The organism is Streptomyces sp. NPDC051567, assembly GCF_044454165.1.
GTDB lineage: Bacteria > Actinomycetota > Actinomycetes > Streptomycetales > Streptomycetaceae > Streptomyces.
This window is the reverse complement of the sequence record NZ_JBITDK010000023.1, coordinates 46,552-64,072: the sequence shown is the minus strand read 5'-3', so window position 1 is coordinate 64,072 and position 17,521 is coordinate 46,552. Positions and strand designations below refer to the sequence as shown.

The following is a 17,521-nucleotide window of genomic DNA, read 5'->3' as shown; positions in this document are numbered from 1 at the left end:
GTGCCACGCTGCGTGGCAGCTATCCGACGACGCCCAGGTAGGCGGTCATCTCGCGCATCTCCGCGGTGAGGGTGCGCTTGCGCTTCTTCAAGATCTCCCGCATCGTCTCGGCGGCCATCCGCTGGTGCCGCAGCCATTCCGGCGAGGCACGGCGGACTCCCGCCAGCTCCTCCATCGCGGCGGTGAGATCACCGGTACGGGCTTGGGCGCGGGCGACGTCCATGCGGTGGCGGTTCCAGTTGTCGTCGCTGGGGCGTCCGGTGTTCTTCCACGCCTTGGGGGACATGGCGTCCTGGCTGGACTTGCGGACGACGGTGCGGGCGTCACCCAGGATCATGGCGTCTTCGACGTCCTTCATGCCGACGGTGAGCGGGCCGAAGGTGGTCCAGTGGCGGAAGAACGATCCGGTGTGCTCCCGGCCGACGGCGGCGGCTGCCGTGTTGGCCATGCGGTGGTAGTGGCGGGCTTCCTGGGGGCGGTTGTTGCGGCCTGCGGCAGCGGCGGCGCGCAGGGCCAGCCATCCCCAGGCGGCGCATTCGTCCGGGGTGGCCCGGGACAGCCTGGGCTCGATCAGGTCGGCGGTGCGGGCGGCGAGCTGTTCGGCCTCGTCCAGTCGTCCCTGGCGCAGGAGCAGCCAGCACATGCCGATCACGCCGGATGCACCGGTGAGCTGCTCTCCGGCATGACGGGCGTCGGTGATGGCTCCGGACAGAGCGGTGTAGGCGAGGTCGTACTGGCGCACCTGGGTCAGGTAGCGCCCGGCCAGCTGGAGGGTCTCGGCGCGGGCCAGGACGGCCTGGCGGTGCTCTTCGCCGCTGTCGAAGAAGGCGACCGCGCTGTTGGCGTCCCGCAGGAGTGCGGGGAGTTGGGAGGCGACGCTCTTGTAGCTGTCGGAGTGGTACAGCAGTGCCCCGTCCTGTACGGCCCGGCGGAAGCTGCGGAGGTTCGGTTCCTCATCGGCCCGCTCGCCGGCCAGTTCGTCGGTGATCCCTACCGGCGGGGTGAGGGCGGCGCGGAGCTGGATCAGGTTGACCCGGTTCGCGTCCTCCGCGCGGCCGACCGGCTCGGGGGCGTCCGGTGCCAGCAGCGTCGCGGTGGTGACACCCAGGGCGCGGGCGAGGATGTGCAGGGTCTCCATGCGGACGGTGCCGCCCTGCTCGACCTTGCGGACCGTGCCCGGCGAGACGCCTGCGGCGTGGGCCAGTTCCTCCTGGCTCAGCCCGGATCGGCGTCGGTACTTGCGGACGTTCTCGGCCAGTTCCGTAGTCATCGCGTTCACCACCTCCAGCGCCACGGTACGCCGGACGGGCGCAACAACCGGTGGCTATCGGGCAGATACCCGCCCCGGAGCGATCACCCACCCCGACGCGGCATGCACCGCCGTCTTGCCGGGCCCCGGCAGAATCGGGGCCTGAGCGGGAGGGGTCCCTCGTCGGTCGGGCAGCTTCGCCGTGCCAGGGTTCCCCGGGGGCCGCCAAGGCTCACCTCGTGACGCGTGCGCTCGGCCTTGGCGGCCCCCGGGGGTTCCTGGTACGCCTCCGGTGACCGGGCGGCGAGGGGCCCCTCCCGCGACCTCGACCCCACGCCACGACGAAGCCGCACCCGCACACGAACCCCCTGCCCCTCAGAGAGAGGGCCGGGGTCTGGGGCAGCGCCCCAGGTACTTCGCTGTGCTGGCTGTTGCGCGCCCGGACCGGCGGGGCCGTCGCCAGCGGGGCGGAGACAGGAGCGGGCGGCGGCCCCGCAGGGCCGGAGCGCGCGCGGGCCGCGCCAGCGGACCGCCTTGATCAAGTAAAGAAACTCTGAACAGCTCCCCCGAGCTGGGCGCCCCGCTGTTCCGCCGGGTGCGGGTGGTTCAGCGTCGGCGTCTGCCTTCGTTGAGTCGGTCGCGCAGGCGCTGAGCGCTGGCGGCGGTCTCCTCGGGCGTGTAATTGCCACTGAGGCGCTTGCGTTGCTCCATGACGGCGCGCATGGCGTCACGGTGGGCGGTGGCGGCTTCGAACTCGGTGCTGGCCTTGGTGAACCGTTCCTCGGCGGCGGCGAGTTCGGCGGCTACCTCGTCATCGGTCTTGCCGCTGAGTCGTACCGCTTCCTCGTCCGCCCGGCGCTGGGCCACCATCTCCTCCAGCCCCTCGTTGTAGCGCTTGAGGAACTGATCGCGCGGGCTGGGCTGGCGGACGAAGACGCCCCGGCCCTGCACGGAGTAGACCAGCCCTTCCTCCTTGAGGACCCGCAGGGCGTTCTGCGCCGTGGAGTTGGCGATGCCGTACTGGGCTTGCAGATCGCGGGCGGACGGGAGCTTGGCACCCGGTGCGAGCCGGCCGTCCTTGATCTGCTTGCGGAGTTCGTCCGCAGTCCGCACGTACGGGGGGCGGGGATCGTCAGGGGGACTGTCGGCAGTCTGCCAACCACGCCGGAGGGTAGCGAGACCGGTGTACTCAGGATCGGACTCACCGGGATCAACCTCGTCTTCCTCTGCCGTGACGACCTCCGCTTCGGTGGCCACGATCGGCTTCGGCGCGCGGACGTAGCTGCCCCGGCCCAGGACGGAGTAGATCAGCCCCTCCTCTTTGAGGACCCGCAGGGCATTTTGGACCGTGGAGCTGGCGATGCCGAAGCGTCGTTGCAGCTCGCGCGCGGCGGGCAGCCGCTCGCCTGGGCGCAGCTCGCCGTCGTGGATGGCAGCACGCAGGACGTCGGCGGCCTGGACGTACGGCGGCCGGGGGTCCTCTCCCAGGGGCAGCTTCATGGCACGAGGGTAGCGGCGTCGGCACTCGCGGCACACCCGCGCGTCCTCGGCGTTCCAGCCGTATCGGTGTAGCGATACGAATCGAGTGTTGCGGGTGTAGCGAGTGTGCCGCTATGGTCATGGCGAGTCGATCAAGCGACTCCACCGAACAAGGGGCGTGATGGCATGGCCATGACTCGTATCCGTGTTGCTCTGCTGCGGTCGGCGGTGTGTATCGCGGGCACCGAGCCGGTGCTGAAGATCAAGGACCAGCAGACCGGGGAGGTCGCTACCGACCGGCAGACCGGGGCATCGCTGTACACCGTGACTGTGATGCTCATGGAGGACGGCCGGGCCGAAGTCCTGAAGATCACGGTCCCGGAGACCGGTCTCGCGGCCGGACTGAAGCCGGGGGTGATGGTGCGGCCGGTGGACCTGTTCGCCACCCCGTGGGCGCGGATCTTCAACGGCCAGCTCTCCGACGGCGTCGCCTACCGGGCCGCCCGCCTGGACCTGGTGACCGTGGAGGCGGCCCAGTGATCCGCTTCGAAAACCCCACGCCGGAGCGGGAGTTGTATCCGCTCCGACCCCTGCCGGGGGCCGAGGGCAAGGGCACGTTCGCCGTCTCGGCGGCGTTGCTTGATCTGCTCGGCCTGAGCCCGGAGCACGCGGCCCGCCTCGACCTGGGCGACATGCTGCACCTGATACGTGAAGAGGGGGCGTGACGTGGAAGCCGTGACGCGATACGCGCCGGACGCGCTGCTGGTCGCGGTCGTGCTGACCGGTGTGTGGCTGCTGGTGACGGTGGTGCGCTACGTCCGGGCCGACCGGGGTACGCGGGCCAGCATGCGGCAGGCCGTGCGGGTCCGCTGGGGCTGGGTACGCCTCGCGCGGATGGCCGGTCTGACGGTCATCGACAAGACCCCGAGCCTGCTCGCGCAGATCACCGCCCAGAAGGACGGTGCCACCCCCGCGCCCCGGGTACTGACGCCGAAGATCAAGGTGAAGCCCGACCGGTTCGGGGTGATCGTGCGGGCGCGGACGCTGCCGCAGGTCGGTTTGGAGGAGTACCAGAAGTCGGCGCGGTTCCTGGCGGATGCCTGGCGGTGCACGCGGGTGTCCGTGCTGCCGGATGGCCCCGGCAAGGTGGTGATCCGGGGTGTGCGCTCCGATCCGCTGACCACGCCCACTGAACACCGGCCCACGGGTCGGCCGCCCGGGGATCTGACGCGCTGGGAGCTGGGGGTGGACGAGTTCGCCGCGCAGGTGTGCGTGTCCCTGGCCAATGTGCCCGGGGTGACGGTGGCCGGCGTCCCGGGTGCGGGCAAGACCTCGGGGGTCAACAAGTTCGTCTGCGACTTCGCGCCGTCGGCGGCCGTGCAGTTCGCGACGGCGGACGGGAAGGTGTCGCGGGCTTCGGAGGGCGACTACGCCGACCTGGTCAAGCGGATGTTCGCGTTCTGCGGGGATGACCTGGATGAGGCGAACGCGCTGTTCAAGCGGCTGGTGGAGCTGCGTAAGCGGCGCTCGGCGACGATCCGGGACGTGCTGGGCGTGAAGAACATGTGGCATGTCGGCCCGTCTCCGGAGTGGCCGCTCACGGTCCTGATCATCGATGAGGCGCACACGTACTTCCGCGAGTACAAGGGCAGCGACCCGGCCACGAAGCGACTAGCCGCGTTGACGGCGGAGAACGCCCGGCTGGTGGAGGACCTGGTCAAGAAGGGCCGCAGCGTCGGCATCCTGGTGATCCTGATTAGCCAGAAGACCACCGGCGATGCCATCCCCACTTTCATCCGCGACGTGTGCCCCATCGGGCTGTCCTTCGCGCAGAAGACGGTGGAGGCCGCGGTGGCCGCTCTGGGTGAGGACATCCGCAACTGGCCCGACGCCAGCCCGGTCACCTTGCAGGACCCCGCCTACGTCGGCGTCGCGGTGATGGCGATGCAGGGCCGCCCCGGCTACACCCGCATCCGCACCCCCTACGTCTCCGACGCCGACGCGGCCCGCGTCGCCGAGGACACCTCGCACCTGACCGCCGACCCGGACCTGTGCCTGGACGCCCTCCTGCGCTCGACCGGCCGGACGGCAACGCCCGCGCCCTCGCTCACCAAGTGATCCCGAAACACCCACGCCGGAAGGGAGGTTGAGATCATGGCGGAGGAACGGTTCACCCGGCGCACCGTGACCGTGGTCATGGCGGTCATCGCGGCCCTGGCCTTCGTCTTCTCCTTCGGCAACGTCTGGGCGCTCGCCCTGCGGCTCGGTGTCCCCCGTCCGATCGCGCCGCTGATCGCCCCCATGGTGGACCTGTCCGTCGTCGGGCTCCTGGTCGCTCTGCGGTTCCTGGCCCTGCGCGGGGTGTCCAAGTCGGAGTTGAGGGCCGGTACTCGGCTGCTGCACCTGTGCGGGCTGCTCACCCTCGCTCTGAACACCGCCGAACCGCTGCTGGCCGGACGCTACGGCCGGGCCTGCCTGGACACCGTCGCCCCGCTCCTGCTCCTCGGCTGGGGCCACGTCGGCCCCACCCTCCTCGCCCAGTTCCACACCCCCGCACACCCCACCCCGCACCTGGAGGAAACTGCCGCTGCTCTCCCCGAGCCGGTGCACGACGAAGCACCCGCCCTCGAATCAAGGCCCCCGGCCCCCGACCCCGACGTCGTTGCCGCCCTGACCGAGGAACCGCAGCCCACTCCGGCTCCGCCCGCTGCTCCGCCCGTCGTCGTCAAGGCGGCCCAGCTCGCCTCCGGACCTGCCCTGCCGGCCGCCCTGCTGAACGCGGCCCAGCGCATCGCGGACACCCACCGCGCCGAGCACGGCACCCGATCACCGCCGCCCACCTGGGCACGCGCATGGGCGTCGCCCTGCCGGTGGCCACCGCCGCACTCGCTCAGCTCTGAACCCCGGCCCTCACCGTCCAAATCCCCCTCGCTTCAATCCACGCCGCCCCTGGGCCTGGTTCGTCATGCCCCGAGCAGCACCAACACGCCTTCCAGTTCGGCTGGTTGCTGCTCGGGGCCACCCACCCGACAGAAGGGACACGCCCCGAATGGTCACCCTGGACCTGCGCCACGTGGCAAGCCCCGCCGTGCGGAACCTGCTTCACCTGGTCAACCACCCCGACTTCGACCGCGCGCAGCAGCAGATCGAACGCCTCGGCGGCTGCACCGAACCCGTCCGCCTGACCGGCCAGAGCACGACCATCGACACCATGACCGGTGAGGTGCTGCGCTCCTACACCGCCTCCGATGAGCCCACTGGCAGCCTGCTGACCGCGTGCGGCAACCGCCGTGCCTCACGCTGCCCGGCCTGCTCCCGCCTCTACGCCGCCGACACCTACCACCTCATCCGCGCCGGCCTGTCCGGGGGCAAGACCGTGCCCGACACCGTCCGCATTCATCCCCGCGTCTTCACCACCCTCACCGCCCCCTCCTTCGGCCCCGTCCACAACCGCCCCGACACCCGGCCCTGCCGCTGCGGAACCCGCCACGAATCCACGGACCCCATGCTCGGCACCCCACTGAATCCGGCGACGTACGACTACGTGGGCGCGGTCCTCTTCAACGCCCACGCCGGAACCCTGTGGGCACGCTTCACCACCTATCTGCGCCGGGAGCTCGCCATCCGGCTCGGCATGACCCAGAAGGCCGCCCGCACTGTGCTGCGGGTGTCCTTCGCCAAGGTTGCCGAGTACCAGAAGCGCGGCCTGGTCCACTTCCACGCCGTGATCCGGCTCGACGGCCCCGACGGCAGCACCCAGCCCCCACCCTCGTACGCCACCACTGCTGTGCTCACCGACGCCATCCAGGCCGCCGCACCGCGCGCCCGCATCACGCTCGCGTCAGACGCGGTCGGGGAACACCAACTCGGCTGGGGCCAACAGCTCGACGTACGCGAGATCGCCGCCTTCGGCACCGACGCCGAACTGACCGACCAGGCGGTCGCCGCCTACGTGGCCAAGTACGCCACCAAGTCCGCCGACGCCTCCGGCACCCTCGACCGCTCCCTGTACTGCCGCCCCTGCCAGGGACGCGGCGCCACCCTTCTGCCCCACGGAACCCCGCTGCCCTGCACCGTCTGCGACGGCACCGGACAGGCCCGGCCCCTGCCCCGCCTCGCCGTCGCCCGACACGTGCGGCAGATGATCCGCACCTGCTGGGAGCTCGGCCGCCTGCCGGAGTTCGCCGACCTCAAGCTCTGGAAGTGGGCGCACATGCTCGGCTTCCGCGGCCACTTCTCCACCAAGTCCCGCCGCTACTCCACCACCTTGGGCGCGCTGCGCGACGCCCGCCGCGCCTGGCGCACCGAACAGGCCCGCGCCCACGCCGACCTGCCCGAGGCCGACCCGGCGACCACGCTCGTCGTCAGCCACTGGAACTACCTCGGCTCCGGTTACAGCCCCGGCGCGGCCCTCCTCGCCGCCCACGTCCGGCACCGAAACGAACTGGAACGCCGGTTCACGGCCGAAGAGGGCTGCAGATGACCTCGCCCCCGCCCGCCGTCCTCCACACCGGAACGGGCCCGGTCCTGGAGTTGCTGACAGTGCCCCAGGTCATGGCCCGCCTCCAGCTCGGCCGCTCCGCCGTCTACGACCTGCTCCGTACCGGACAGCTCGCCTCGATCACCCTCGGCCGCGCCCGCCGCATTCCCGCCCACGCCCTCACCGACTTCATCCGCACCCGCCTGGAACAGGAAGCCGCCTGATGACCACACACCGCCCCGCTCCGTCCCGCCGCTCCCGCGCTCGCGCGAACGGTGACGGGACCGTCTACCAGCGCAAGGACGGACGGTGGGAAGCCGCCGGATACGTGCTGGCCCCCGGCAACACCTGCAAGCGCGTCCGCGTCTACGGCACCACCCGCAAAGACGCGATGACCAAGCTCACCGAGAAGATCGCCGCCAGCAACCGAGGTCTCCCCGTCGCGGCAGCCGACAGCACCGTGAGCGCCTACCTTGCCTACTGGCTGGACGCCGTCGCCGTTCACCACCTGCGGGAGAACACCCACACCCGCTACGCCGCCTCCATCCGCCTCCACCTCAACCCCGGCCTCGGCGCCAAGAAGCTCGCCCGGCTCACCACCCGCGACATCCGCACCTTCCTCGACGGACTCCGCACCACCTGCCAGTGCTGCGCCCAAGAACGGGACGCTGCTCGGCGGGCCTGCTGCGCCATCGGCCAGTGCTGTGGAAAGCGGCTGTCACCGTTGACCGTGACGTACGTCCACGCGGTCCTCAAGTCCGCCCTGGAACACGCCGTCCGCGAGGACGAACTGCCGCGCAACGTCGCCCGGAACGTCAAGACCACCACGCCCCGCCCCCGGCGTTTCCAGCCCTTCACCGCCGCCGAAGCCCGACAGTTCCTCCAGTCGGTCGGCGCCGACCGGCTGCATGCCCTGTACGAACTCGCTCTGCGCACCGGACTCCGCAAGGGCGAACTCCTCGGCCTCCACTGGGAAGACCTCGACCTCGACGGCGGCACCGCCACCATCCACCGCTCCCTCCAGCGCACCCGCAGCCAGGGTCTGACTGTCCTGAACACCAAGACCCTCGCCTCCGAACGCCGCATCGCCCTCCCAACCGAATGCATCAACTCCCTCAAGATGCACCAGGAACAGCATCAGGAAGAGCGTCAGGCAGCCGGAACGGGCTGGACGGACAACGGCCTCGTCTTCACCACCCCGAAGGGCAGGCCACTCGACCCAGGCAACCTCACCCGCCGCTTCCGCCGCCTTCTCCACAGCGCCGGACTCCGGACGATCCGCTTCCATGATCTCCGCCACTCGACAGCCACCCTGCTCCTGGAACAGGGCGTCGACCTCGTCGTCATCAAGGAACTCCTCGGCCACGCCCATATCGGCGTCACCGCCGGCGTCTACGCCCACGTCCGACTCCGCCTCCAGCGCCAGGCCATCGACACCCTGAGCGACGCACTGGCTGAGGGCGACGACTCCGAAGAGCCGCCGCCCTCAGCGGTGGTCGTCCGCTGACGTTGCCGTCAGCGTTGCCGTCAAACGGCGTTACGCAGGACTCTGGCCATCTGCTTCCACAGGAATATGGGCCACAGTCACTACGCCAGAGAACGAACTTTCCACCACAATGCGGTCACCTGGAGAATAGACCCAGAATTCCGGTACGGATTCTGCGATATCCGGCAGGTGAGAGATGGAGAATTCAAGCCCCATCTCTACACTCGGAACCGCCAAGCTCTCCCAGAAAAAGATTAGGCTGCCAGCCTTCGGGGCGAACTGTTGGATTACGGTGCTCAGCTCGATGGAACCCGACTCCATCGAGCTGAGCACCAAACCATCAGCCACCGCGCCCCACGCGATCGCACCGTCGGAGCTGCGCGGGTAATGACTGAGGCTTTCGCGCTCGTACTGGAGATGCTGATCCAGGTTCAGCAGCTGCACACCCGGCCGGCCAACCCAAGTTAGCCGTCGGTCACCCTGCTGATCTGCACGAACCACTCGAACCATAGATTTGGGCAGGAGGTCCGGCCTGGTTCCGTATACATCGTCGAGCGTCACGAATTACCGCCAAGCATTCTCGCGAAATCGTCTTCTGTCCCATTCCATGGCACTGCCCACTTACGCGCCGAGTCCCCCTTGCCGACTTCCACGTTGATATGGGGACCCTTCACTGGATCGTAATCCATCCTGAACCTCTTGAATTCACCGTTAACCCGAGTAGTGAATCCCACTACCTTGCCGTAGGTCGTCGGCGCAGATTCGAGACGTCCGATGTACGGCTGCCGAGTAGCTGGATCAACCTCACCCAACAGATCAAGCGCTTTGTTGCGGGCTTGTTCGAAGCTGTCAAAGCTAGGCAGGGTTACTTCCTTGCACGCCCCTCCGGAATTGTGAACCAGGACCGGAGTCTGCCCCGCCAGCACATAGTACGTGTGCTTGTCGGAGACGGTGAGGTTGTGGACCGTCGCGTTCTGGGCGGTCCAGTGGGCGACTGCCGTGATCTGGATCAGGATGCCCGTGCTGGTGCGGAGCAGCTGGCCCGGGGTCAGGTCCTTGGCGTCCACCCATGCGCCGAGTGCGGGTACCCAGAACGGGTGTCCGTCCGTCGCGACGAGCGTTTCCGTGGCCGAGCCGGATTCACCGTCCACGTCGACGGTGACCGTGACGAGGTTCTTGAGTCCCTTGCCCTTGATCTCGGCGGTGACGGTCTCGGTCCGGGTCTCGCCGGTCTCCTCGTCGGTGGCGACGACCTGGTCCCCGGTCTTGACGTCCTCGATCGGCTTGGTGGTGCCGTCGGCCATCAGTACCTTGGTGCCGGGTACGAAGCTGTTGTCGGCTTTGCCGGTCTCGCAGCCGCTCCCGGCTTTGCCGGAGCCGCCGGAGCCGCTGGAACCGCCGGTGCTCCGCGAACTGGCGCCGGACTTGCCGCCGGTGCTGCTGCCGGCGCCGCTCTTCCCCTTGGCTGCGCTGCCCGTGACGGCCTTGGCCGAGGCTCCCTTCGGGTTGGCCTTTACCTGGGCCTGCTTGTGAGTGGTGTTTCCGGTCTTCTTCGTCTTGTTTACTGCTGCTTGACTTGTTCTCTTCTTCGCGTCGTCGGCCTTCTTCTTGGCCAACTGGGCGGCCTTCTTCTTCGCCTCCTCGATCGCCTTCTTCTTCATCTCCAGTGCTCGTTGTTCGGCGGCCTTCGCCACCGCGAGCACCTTCTCCGCGGCCTGTTTTGCCGTCTTCCAGGCACTGATGGCGCCGAAAGTCTTCCGGACGCCGTCGAGAACCTTGCCCAGCTTGAGGATCTTCTTGAACGGGATGAGGTCGGTGAAGAAGTCCAGGCAGGCCCACAGGTCGCGGCTGAAGCAGCCCATCGCCGCGTTGAGACCGGTGAACTCGGCGAGGATGCCCCACGCGGCACCGAGGATGACGTCGGTGAGGCTCCGGTTCATGTTGGCCTGCGCCTGGGCGACATCCGCCGAGCTCAGCCCCACACCCGCCAGCGCCGCCGAGAGCTCCGACGAGGTCAGTGACACCGACAGGCCCGAGGGGTCGGAGAGGGTGACCGGGTTGTTGTGTGCGTAGGTGTACCCGTTGAGGGCCAGCGGGTCGGCGAGGTCGAGCACCGGGTCGGCGGAGAGGAAACGGCCGACGGCCGGGTCGTACATGCGGGCGCCGAGGATCTGGTACCCGGAGGCGGTGTCCTTCGGGGCGCCGAGGAAGCCCTTGTCCGCCTGCATGGTGGCGGCGCCGGTGGACGCCCCGCGCTCGTTGCCGAACGGGTCCTGCTTGCGGACACGGACCTGCATGCCGCCGCCGAGGGTGACCTCCGCGTACGGGCTGCCCTGGTGGTCGCCCGCGAGGGCCACCATCTGGTCCCCGCCGTTGCCGTAGCTGTAGCGCATGACGGCGCCACCGGGGACGGCGTAGGTGCGCTGGGTGTTGACCAGGACGCCGCCCTTCTGGGTGGTGACCTGGGTCTCACCGAGGTACAGCGTGGCCTGCTTGCCCTGGATCGTCAGCAGACGGCCGCTCGGCCCGTAGATGTGCCGGGTGTCGTTCTGCGGCTCCCACAGCTGCGCCGCGGCGCTGCCGGAGCAGGTGGCCAGGGCCAGGGGGGTGGACTCGGCCGTGGCTCCGCCCTTCGCCTCGACGCAGAGCCCCGACGGCACGTGGGTGAACTGGCCCGCGGCGTTCCGCTTGAGCTGCTGGGCGGCCGAGCCGTCGCACTTGTGGATCTGGAGCTCGGAGCCGGCGGTGTTGCCGGTCGGCTGCGCGCACCAGGTGTCGTAGATGGACAGGGTGCCCAGGTTGGCGTCCGGCTGGTTCGGGGTCTGGGTGAACGCCCAGCGCTGCGGCCCGGTTCCGTTGCAGGAGTACAGCTGGACCGGCTGCCCGGCCGTGGCCGTGCCCAGTCTCAGGTCGATGCACTTCTGCGCCGGTCCGACGTAGGAGGTCCTGCCGTTCTGGCCCGAACCGGTGACGCGCTCGATCTGGCCGTCGTAGGTCCAGGTGAGCTGCTGCTTGTCGCCGTTCTGGGTGGAGGTGACCGACGTGGTCTCGCCCGTCAGCTCGTACAGCCGCTCCGCCTCGGCGGTGACCTGCGCCCCGGCCGGGGTCGTGTACTTCTTGGTGACCTTGGTCAGGGTGTGCGGCTGGCTCTTCTCGGTTCCCTTTCCGTACGCGTACGTGGTGGTGGTGTCCTTGGCGGTGTCGCCCGCCAGGTTCCGCTCGACCAGCTTGGTGCGGTTGCCGAGCAGGTCGTACTCGTACTCCTGCCAGTAGCCGGAGCTGTCCTTGCCCGTGACCGCGTTGACCTTGCCGTCGGGGCCCTTCGGGCCGGCGGCGCAGGAGTTCTGGTCACCCGAGGTCCAGGCGGTCCTCAGCTGTCCCAGCGGGTCGTAGGAGAAGCACTGGCGCTCCTCGATGCCGGTGGAACCCTCACGGATGGAGGTGACGTTGCCCGCGTTGTCGTAGGCGTAGGAGCGGTGCGAGACCAGGTTGCCCTGGACGACCGCGCCGTCACCGGTCTGCTCGCGGTAGACCTGCTGGTCGGTCACGGCGCCGCTGGCCTCGTCGTACGAGGTCTGCGACCACACCCGGTAGGGCTGGGCTCCGAGGGTGGAGCGCAGCACCTGGCCGTGCGGGGAGTAGACGGTCTCCGCGCCGTACCAGTCCTTGCCGGAGACGGACAGGGGCAGGCCCTCGTCGTTGTACCGGACGACCATCCGTTCGGAGGCCGTCCTGCCGACGGCGGGGATGGTGGCCTCGTCCAGCAGACCGGTGTCGGTGTAGGTGTACGCGTGGGTGTACGAGGACTGCAGGCCCCACGTGTCGGCGATGGACTGCGGCAGGGTCAGTGTGGTCGAGGTGGGCTGGTAGTCCTCCGTGTAGCCGTTGACCTTCTGCGTGTACGCGAGGCCGTCGGTGTAGCGGGTGGCCGTGGCCGGGAGGCCCTTGGCGCCCGTGACGCTGTCGTAGGTGAAGTCCGCCAGCAGGGTGCCGGTGGCGCCGCCGAGGCGGAGCTGCTTGGGGCGCGACAGTTCGTCGTAGTCGGTCCACGTGGTGACGCCGCGCGCGTTGGTGGCGGTCACGGGCCGGTCGTAGCGGTCGTAGGTGGTCCGGCTGGTGCCGGTGTCCGGGTCGTTCGCCGTCTCCATCCGGCCGCGCTGGTCGAAGCCCCAGGTCCACGGGTGGGTGGGGTCCTCGGAGTGGCTGGCCTTCACCATCTGGCCGCGCGTGTCGTACTCGTAGCGCATGGAGGTGAAGCCGGTCCGGCCCGCGTCCGTGAAGGTGTCGACCCTGGCGGAGCGGCCGAGCGCGTCGGTGTAGACCCGGTAGGACGGGGCACCGGACGGGTTGATCACCGTGGAGTGGTCGAGGCCGTACTCGTAGCGGGTGGCCCGGTCCGGGGTCTCGACACCGCTCAGGACGGGCATCTCCTGCAGGACACGGCCGACGTTGTCGTACGTGTACCGGGTGACGTTCGGCAGGGTGGTGTCGGCGAGCGGCGTGAACAGCTCACCGCTGGGCCTGCCGTCGGCGAGGTAGGCGTTGTTGGTCTGCCAGACCTCACCGGAGCTGTTGTACAGCGTGTCGGTGATCAGGCGGGCACCGCCCGGTGCCTGCTCCTGGGACTGGCGCTCGCGCCCCATACCGTCGTACAGGGTGACGTCGGTCTCGACGCGGTTCTCGTGGCCCCGGCTGTAGGTGGTGACGTACGGCGGCTTTCCTTCGCGCAGCGTGTACTCGGCACGGAAGTCCGGCACCGAGTGGGACGCCGGCGAACGCCCCGAGGACCACGCCTCCAGCAGCCGGCCGAGCGGGTCGAAGGAGGCGAGGCTGACCCGCCCGTTGGCGTCCGTGGTCCGCAGGGAGACCCCGCGGCCCGGTTCGACCTCCTGGACCTGGGTGTGGCCGAGGACATTGGTCTCGACGGTCTTGAACACCTGGCCGGCGACCGGCTCATAGGTGATCGTGGAGGACCGCTGCTCGGGGTCGGTCATCCGCACGACACGGCCCACGGCGTCGAAGCCGACGGTGCCGGTGGACTCAAAGCCCGTCCTGTCCGCCTTCAGGTTCCAGGTCTCGGTCGCCTTGGCCCGCGTGCCGGCGCCCGGGACGATGCCCCATGCCTGGCCCTCGTACCCGGTGCGCTGGCCCGAGGTCAGCGTCGTGAGGTTGCCGAAGTCCGCCGTCGCACACGAGGTGGGGCTGGTCAGGACCTGCTTGCTCAGGCCGATGATGTTGCGCTCGGCCTGGTGCAGGTACTCGGAGCGGGTGCACGTCTCGTCGCCCGCCTTGCCCGTGTCACCGAGGACGTCCACCTGGACCGGGAGACCGTAGACCGGCTCGTAGCCGGTCCGCGTCTCCACGACGCGTTCGGTGCGCTTGTCGTCGCCCGTCCCGGAGGACTTGGTGTAAGCCCGCTCCACCGGCTCCAGCACGCGCCAGGCCTTCAGGTCACTGAGCCCGTCTCCGCGCACCCGCTTGGCCAGTTCGACGGCCTCCAGCGTGGTGATGCCGCGTGAGACCCAGCCCTCCGGCGGGGCGTCCGGGTCGGTGTACGTGAGCTGCTCGGCGACACGGCCGGCGAAGGCCTCGCGGTCCTTGCCGATCTCCGCGCCGGTGATGTCCTTGACGGAGACGTTGTCACCCAGGCCGCGGTAGTAGCGGGTCACGGACTTGGTCCGCTTGCCGCCGGTCAGCGGGTTCTCCTGCCCCACCTCCACCGTGCCCTTCACACCGGTGGTGACCGTGGTCATCTCGAAGCCCGCGAACTGCGAGTACGTGCGGGTGGCTTGCTTGGTGAACTCGGACTCGGCCAGCTTCCAGCCCGGGTTCCTGTACTCGTAGCCGGTCGCGTTGGCGTAGGCGCCGTCGACATTCGGCAGCTCCTCGATCTTCTCGACCACGTACTTGTGGAACCAGGAGACCTCGTCCTCCTTCTGCGGGTCCGGGTGCCAGAAGGCCGGGTAGCACAGGCGCGCGTTGTTCTTCAGCGCGTCCTTGTCCTTCGCCGTCGGCAGCCCCGTACCGGTGGCGCACTCGCCCTCCGGCTTGCGGTACGTGACGACCGTCTCACCGCCGTGCTCGTTGATGACGCGGCCGATGCGCAGGCGCGCGAACCCGGGGGTGGGGTCGTTCGCGCCGCGCATGACACGGTTCGGCATGTCGTCGACGTTGTGCTCGAAACGCACCGTCGGCAACGTCACCTTCGTGTCCGTCACGCCCTTGCGGGCATAGCCGGTACGGCTGATCGACTCCAGCCACAGCGCCGTGTTCGGTCCCGTCCTCAGGACCGGGAACGACTGCTTGAGCTGGTACTCGTCCACGACCTGGCGCGCGGTGTCGCCCTCCAGGCGCTGGGCGGAGGTGACGATGGATTCCAGGCGCTTGCGGGAGAAGAACGACGGGCCCGCGTTCCAGCACTTCACCTTCGGGTCCGGCGCGCAGCGCAGGTCGGCCGGGGTGTCGTACCAGATGCGGAACTTGCCCGGGTCCTTCGCCGCGAAGTTGGCGTCCGTGCAGGCGACGGTGGGCTCGTCGAAGCAGCGCTCGGCGGTCTTGAACTGCACGCGGCCGATGGCCTCGGCGGAGAACAGGGTGTCCTTGCGCTGGCCGTAGTCGATGCGGGTCAGGTGGCCGCCGCGGTCGTAGACGACCGGGGCCTTGAAGTCGAAGTTCCGGGCGTAGTAGTTCGTCTCCTTCTGCCACCACAGCGACATGGCGTTGCCGTTGACGTCCTCGACGTAGTCGAGGTTCCAGCGCCATCCCTGGGTGCAGCCGGAGTTCTTCCAGTCGCCCGCCTTGTAGCAGGGCTCACCGGCGTGGTTGCCGTACACGGGGACGTTCAGGACCGAGTCGGTGGTCGGGTCGTCGTCCTTGGTGTCCGGCGTGCCCTTGTCCGACCAGCCCGGGAGCCGGTTCAGGCCGAAGTGGTAGCGGGTGCCGTCCTTGGTCGTGACGACCCAGTACTCGCCGTCCGCGTCACCGTTCTTCAGGCCCGTGTTCTTCAGCAGCTCGACACGCGAGTTGTCGCCGTTGCCGGTGGTCCAGGTGCCCTTGTCCTTGTCCCACACCAGTTCGGTCGTCGAGCCGCCGAGGGAGAGGGTCGCGTTCTCCGAGCCCCAGCACAGGTCGGCGGTCTTGTGGTCCTTGTTGTTGGAGCCCGCCTTCTGCGAGTCCTGGCGGCAGCTCGTGTACGTCCGGGTGATCGAGCCGGCGTTGTAGTCCCAGCCGTCACCGATCCAGGAGGCCTGGTTGTTCGATGCCGAGGTACGGCCGTCGGCCGCTTGCGAGGAATAGCCCAGTCCGACCTTCGGGGTCAGACCGCCCGGTGCCTCGGGAACCTGCACCTGGTACGAGTACGTGAACGCGCCGTTCGACGAGCCCGCGGCCCAGGAACCGGAGGACAGCAGCGGCGTCGCGGTGAAGTCACCCGACGAGGAGGCGCCCGTGTCCATCGCACCGACGACCTGACCGGAGCCCGCCAGGGAGCCTGCGCTCGGCGCGGCCATGCGGCCCTCGGCGACCCCGTCGCGGGTGTCGCCGGTGTTGCCGGGCTCGTCACTCCCGTCGCCGCCGGTGATCCTCTTGCGCCAGCCCGAGTCGCCGAGGAGCGAGGCCACGGGGACGGAACCGGTCAGGACACGGCCGGAGCTCGCGTCCTTCGCCGACGTGCTGCGGGCCTTCTTCGAGGTCTCGGTCTGCACCGTCTTGACCTCGCTGGACAGCCGCTCGAACTTCGGCTCCCCACCGCCCGTCATGGGCGTGGCGCCCGCAGGTCCGGCGGCCGCGCAGTCACCGCTGTCGGGCGCGGTCAGCACACACTCCGGGAGGAGCGTCAGGCCGAAGCGGTCGGCGGCCTGCGGGCCGTAGAGGTCCGCGAAGGGCTTGGTGTCCACCGACATGGCGACCGATGCCGTGGGGGTCGCTGTCGCCGGCGGGGTGACGCGCATGATCAGACCCGCGATGCCGACCTCCTGCGAGGTCTCCGGCGAGGCCACCGCCACCTGCCACTGACCGTCCAGCGCGGCCGGGTCGGTGCCCTCGGGCACACCCAGTGACACCGGCAGGTTCGCGACCTTCACGGACTGACCCGGCGCCACCTCGGTCAGATCGACCGTGCCGACGTCCTGCCGCCAGGGCGTCACGTTCGTCGGCACGTACGGGGTGACGGGCACCTTGTCGGCGGTGGTGAGGTTCTTCTCGGCGTTCTTGTTGGCCTTGACCGGGTCCTGCCCGGGCAGGTCCGGCAGTTTCAGTTCACGGCTGAGGCTGTCGCCGGGTACCGCGTACGCCTGGGCGGTGAGTGTGGTCACCGTCAGCGCCGTGGACAGCATCAGGACGACGCCGGTGCGGCGCAGCCGTCGACGTCGTTGTATCGACTCCGTCATGGCTGGGCGTCCACGGCCCAGCCATGGCAGGGGACTTGTGGCACGCATACGCGGCGACTCCCACCAGGAATTCAAAAGGTTGCGGGCAAGGAATTTGCGGGTCTGCGGAGACGACCGCAGGGCACACGTCCGCTCGGACCCGCGCCGGGGAACTCTCGGACACGGACCGACTGGGAATCAAGGGCACGAAGAGCGACCTCCGCGGAAGGTCTGTGGCGTTCCTCACGCCAGAAATGCCCGCACTCTCCCTGCCCGAGTTGTTGTCGGTCATTTCATACGCAAGGGAGGGGTTAACCGTGCCAACCGCACAGGGTTGCGTCCTGATCGACACTTTTACTGCCGAATTCAGGCCATCACCTCGAATGGCACAGCCCTCACCAAGGGTTCATAACGAACGAGTAAATATCAAACTCCTGGACGTGCCCCTGCTCCCGTGTGAT

Annotated in this window: 11 protein-coding genes; 7 read left to right on the top strand and 4 right to left on the bottom strand. The window is 69.1% G+C overall.

Features of this window, described 5'->3' with window-relative positions; all coding sequences use genetic code 11:
- Positions 1 to 19 precede the first annotated feature (19 nt).
- Both ACIA5F_RS23115 and ACIA5F_RS23110 read right to left on the bottom strand, forming a co-directional pair.
- Positions 20 to 1,270 carry a helix-turn-helix domain-containing protein gene (locus ACIA5F_RS23115; RefSeq protein ID WP_399355885.1) on the bottom strand — a complete coding sequence of 417 codons (1,251 nt, stop codon included), beginning with the start codon at positions 1,268 to 1,270 and terminating at the stop codon, positions 20 to 22.
- A gap of 585 nt (positions 1,271 to 1,855) precedes the next feature.
- Complete coding sequence (locus ACIA5F_RS23110) at positions 1,856 to 2,749, bottom strand: GntR family transcriptional regulator (protein WP_399355883.1); 894 nt, start codon at positions 2,747 to 2,749, stop codon at positions 1,856 to 1,858.
- A 165-nt stretch (positions 2,750 to 2,914) separates the two neighbouring features.
- Between ACIA5F_RS23110 and ACIA5F_RS23105 the strand changes: the two genes are divergently transcribed.
- Genes ACIA5F_RS23105 through ACIA5F_RS23075 form a run of 7 tightly spaced genes read left to right on the top strand, consistent with a single transcriptional unit; the run spans position 2,915 to position 8,715 of the window.
- Complete coding sequence (locus tag ACIA5F_RS23105) at positions 2,915 to 3,268, top strand: hypothetical protein (RefSeq protein ID WP_399355881.1); 354 nt, start codon at positions 2,915 to 2,917, stop codon at positions 3,266 to 3,268.
- The gene (locus ACIA5F_RS23100) at positions 3,265 to 3,453 is read left to right on the top strand and encodes a hypothetical protein (protein WP_399355878.1); all 189 of its coding nucleotides are present in this window, start codon (positions 3,265 to 3,267) and stop codon (positions 3,451 to 3,453) included. The genes ACIA5F_RS23105 and ACIA5F_RS23100 overlap by 4 nt, the downstream gene beginning before the upstream one ends.
- Before the next feature lie 10 nt (positions 3,454 to 3,463).
- Positions 3,464 to 4,846: a cell division protein FtsK gene (locus ACIA5F_RS23095; RefSeq protein WP_399355876.1), complete on the top strand. Its 1,383-nt coding sequence runs from the start codon at positions 3,464 to 3,466 to the stop codon at positions 4,844 to 4,846.
- A 36-nt stretch (positions 4,847 to 4,882) separates the two neighbouring features.
- The gene (locus ACIA5F_RS23090; protein WP_399355875.1) at positions 4,883 to 5,950 is read left to right on the top strand and encodes a DUF2637 domain-containing protein; all 1,068 of its coding nucleotides are present in this window, start codon (positions 4,883 to 4,885) and stop codon (positions 5,948 to 5,950) included.
- The gene (locus tag ACIA5F_RS23085; RefSeq protein WP_399355946.1) at positions 5,835 to 7,211 is read left to right on the top strand and encodes a replication initiator; all 1,377 of its coding nucleotides are present in this window, start codon (positions 5,835 to 5,837) and stop codon (positions 7,209 to 7,211) included. Before ACIA5F_RS23090 ends, ACIA5F_RS23085 begins: the two co-directional genes overlap by 116 nt.
- Positions 7,208 to 7,432, top strand: coding sequence for a helix-turn-helix domain-containing protein (locus tag ACIA5F_RS23080; RefSeq protein ID WP_399355873.1), 225 nt, complete (start codon positions 7,208 to 7,210; stop codon positions 7,430 to 7,432). The genes ACIA5F_RS23085 and ACIA5F_RS23080 overlap by 4 nt, the downstream gene beginning before the upstream one ends.
- Positions 7,432 to 8,715 carry a tyrosine-type recombinase/integrase gene (locus ACIA5F_RS23075; RefSeq protein WP_399355872.1) on the top strand — a complete coding sequence of 428 codons (1,284 nt, stop codon included), beginning with the start codon at positions 7,432 to 7,434 and terminating at the stop codon, positions 8,713 to 8,715. Before ACIA5F_RS23080 ends, ACIA5F_RS23075 begins: the two co-directional genes overlap by 1 nt.
- A gap of 30 nt (positions 8,716 to 8,745) precedes the next feature.
- Here the strand turns inward: ACIA5F_RS23075 and ACIA5F_RS23070 are convergent, their stop codons facing one another.
- Positions 8,746 to 9,138 (bottom strand): hypothetical protein, encoded by a 393-nt coding sequence (locus tag ACIA5F_RS23070; RefSeq protein WP_399355870.1) that lies wholly within the window; start codon positions 9,136 to 9,138, stop codon positions 8,746 to 8,748.
- Positions 9,139 to 9,251: 113 nt separating this feature from the next.
- Positions 9,252 to 17,081: a ricin-type beta-trefoil lectin domain protein gene (locus ACIA5F_RS23065; protein ID WP_399355868.1), complete on the bottom strand. Its 7,830-nt coding sequence runs from the start codon at positions 17,079 to 17,081 to the stop codon at positions 9,252 to 9,254.
- Positions 17,082 to 17,521: the final 440 nt, after the last annotated feature.

What these genes read in the sequence shown, in the direction of transcription:
- ACIA5F_RS23115 (WP_399355885.1), bottom strand. Translation starts at nt 1,270, where the DNA reads ATGACTACGGAACTGGCCGAGAACGTCCGCAAGTACCGACGCCGATCC.
- ACIA5F_RS23110 (WP_399355883.1), bottom strand. Translation starts at nt 2,749, where the DNA reads ATGAAGCTGCCCCTGGGAGAGGACCCCCGGCCGCCGTACGTCCAGGCC.
- ACIA5F_RS23105 (WP_399355881.1), top strand. Translation starts at nt 2,915, where the DNA reads ATGGCCATGACTCGTATCCGTGTTGCTCTGCTGCGGTCGGCGGTGTGT.
- ACIA5F_RS23090 (WP_399355875.1), top strand. Translation starts at nt 4,883, where the DNA reads ATGGCGGAGGAACGGTTCACCCGGCGCACCGTGACCGTGGTCATGGCG.
- ACIA5F_RS23080 (WP_399355873.1), top strand. Translation starts at nt 7,208, where the DNA reads ATGACCTCGCCCCCGCCCGCCGTCCTCCACACCGGAACGGGCCCGGTC.
- ACIA5F_RS23075 (WP_399355872.1), top strand. Translation starts at nt 7,432, where the DNA reads ATGACCACACACCGCCCCGCTCCGTCCCGCCGCTCCCGCGCTCGCGCG.
- ACIA5F_RS23065 (WP_399355868.1), bottom strand. Translation starts at nt 17,081, where the DNA reads ATGACGGAGTCGATACAACGACGTCGACGGCTGCGCCGCACCGGCGTC.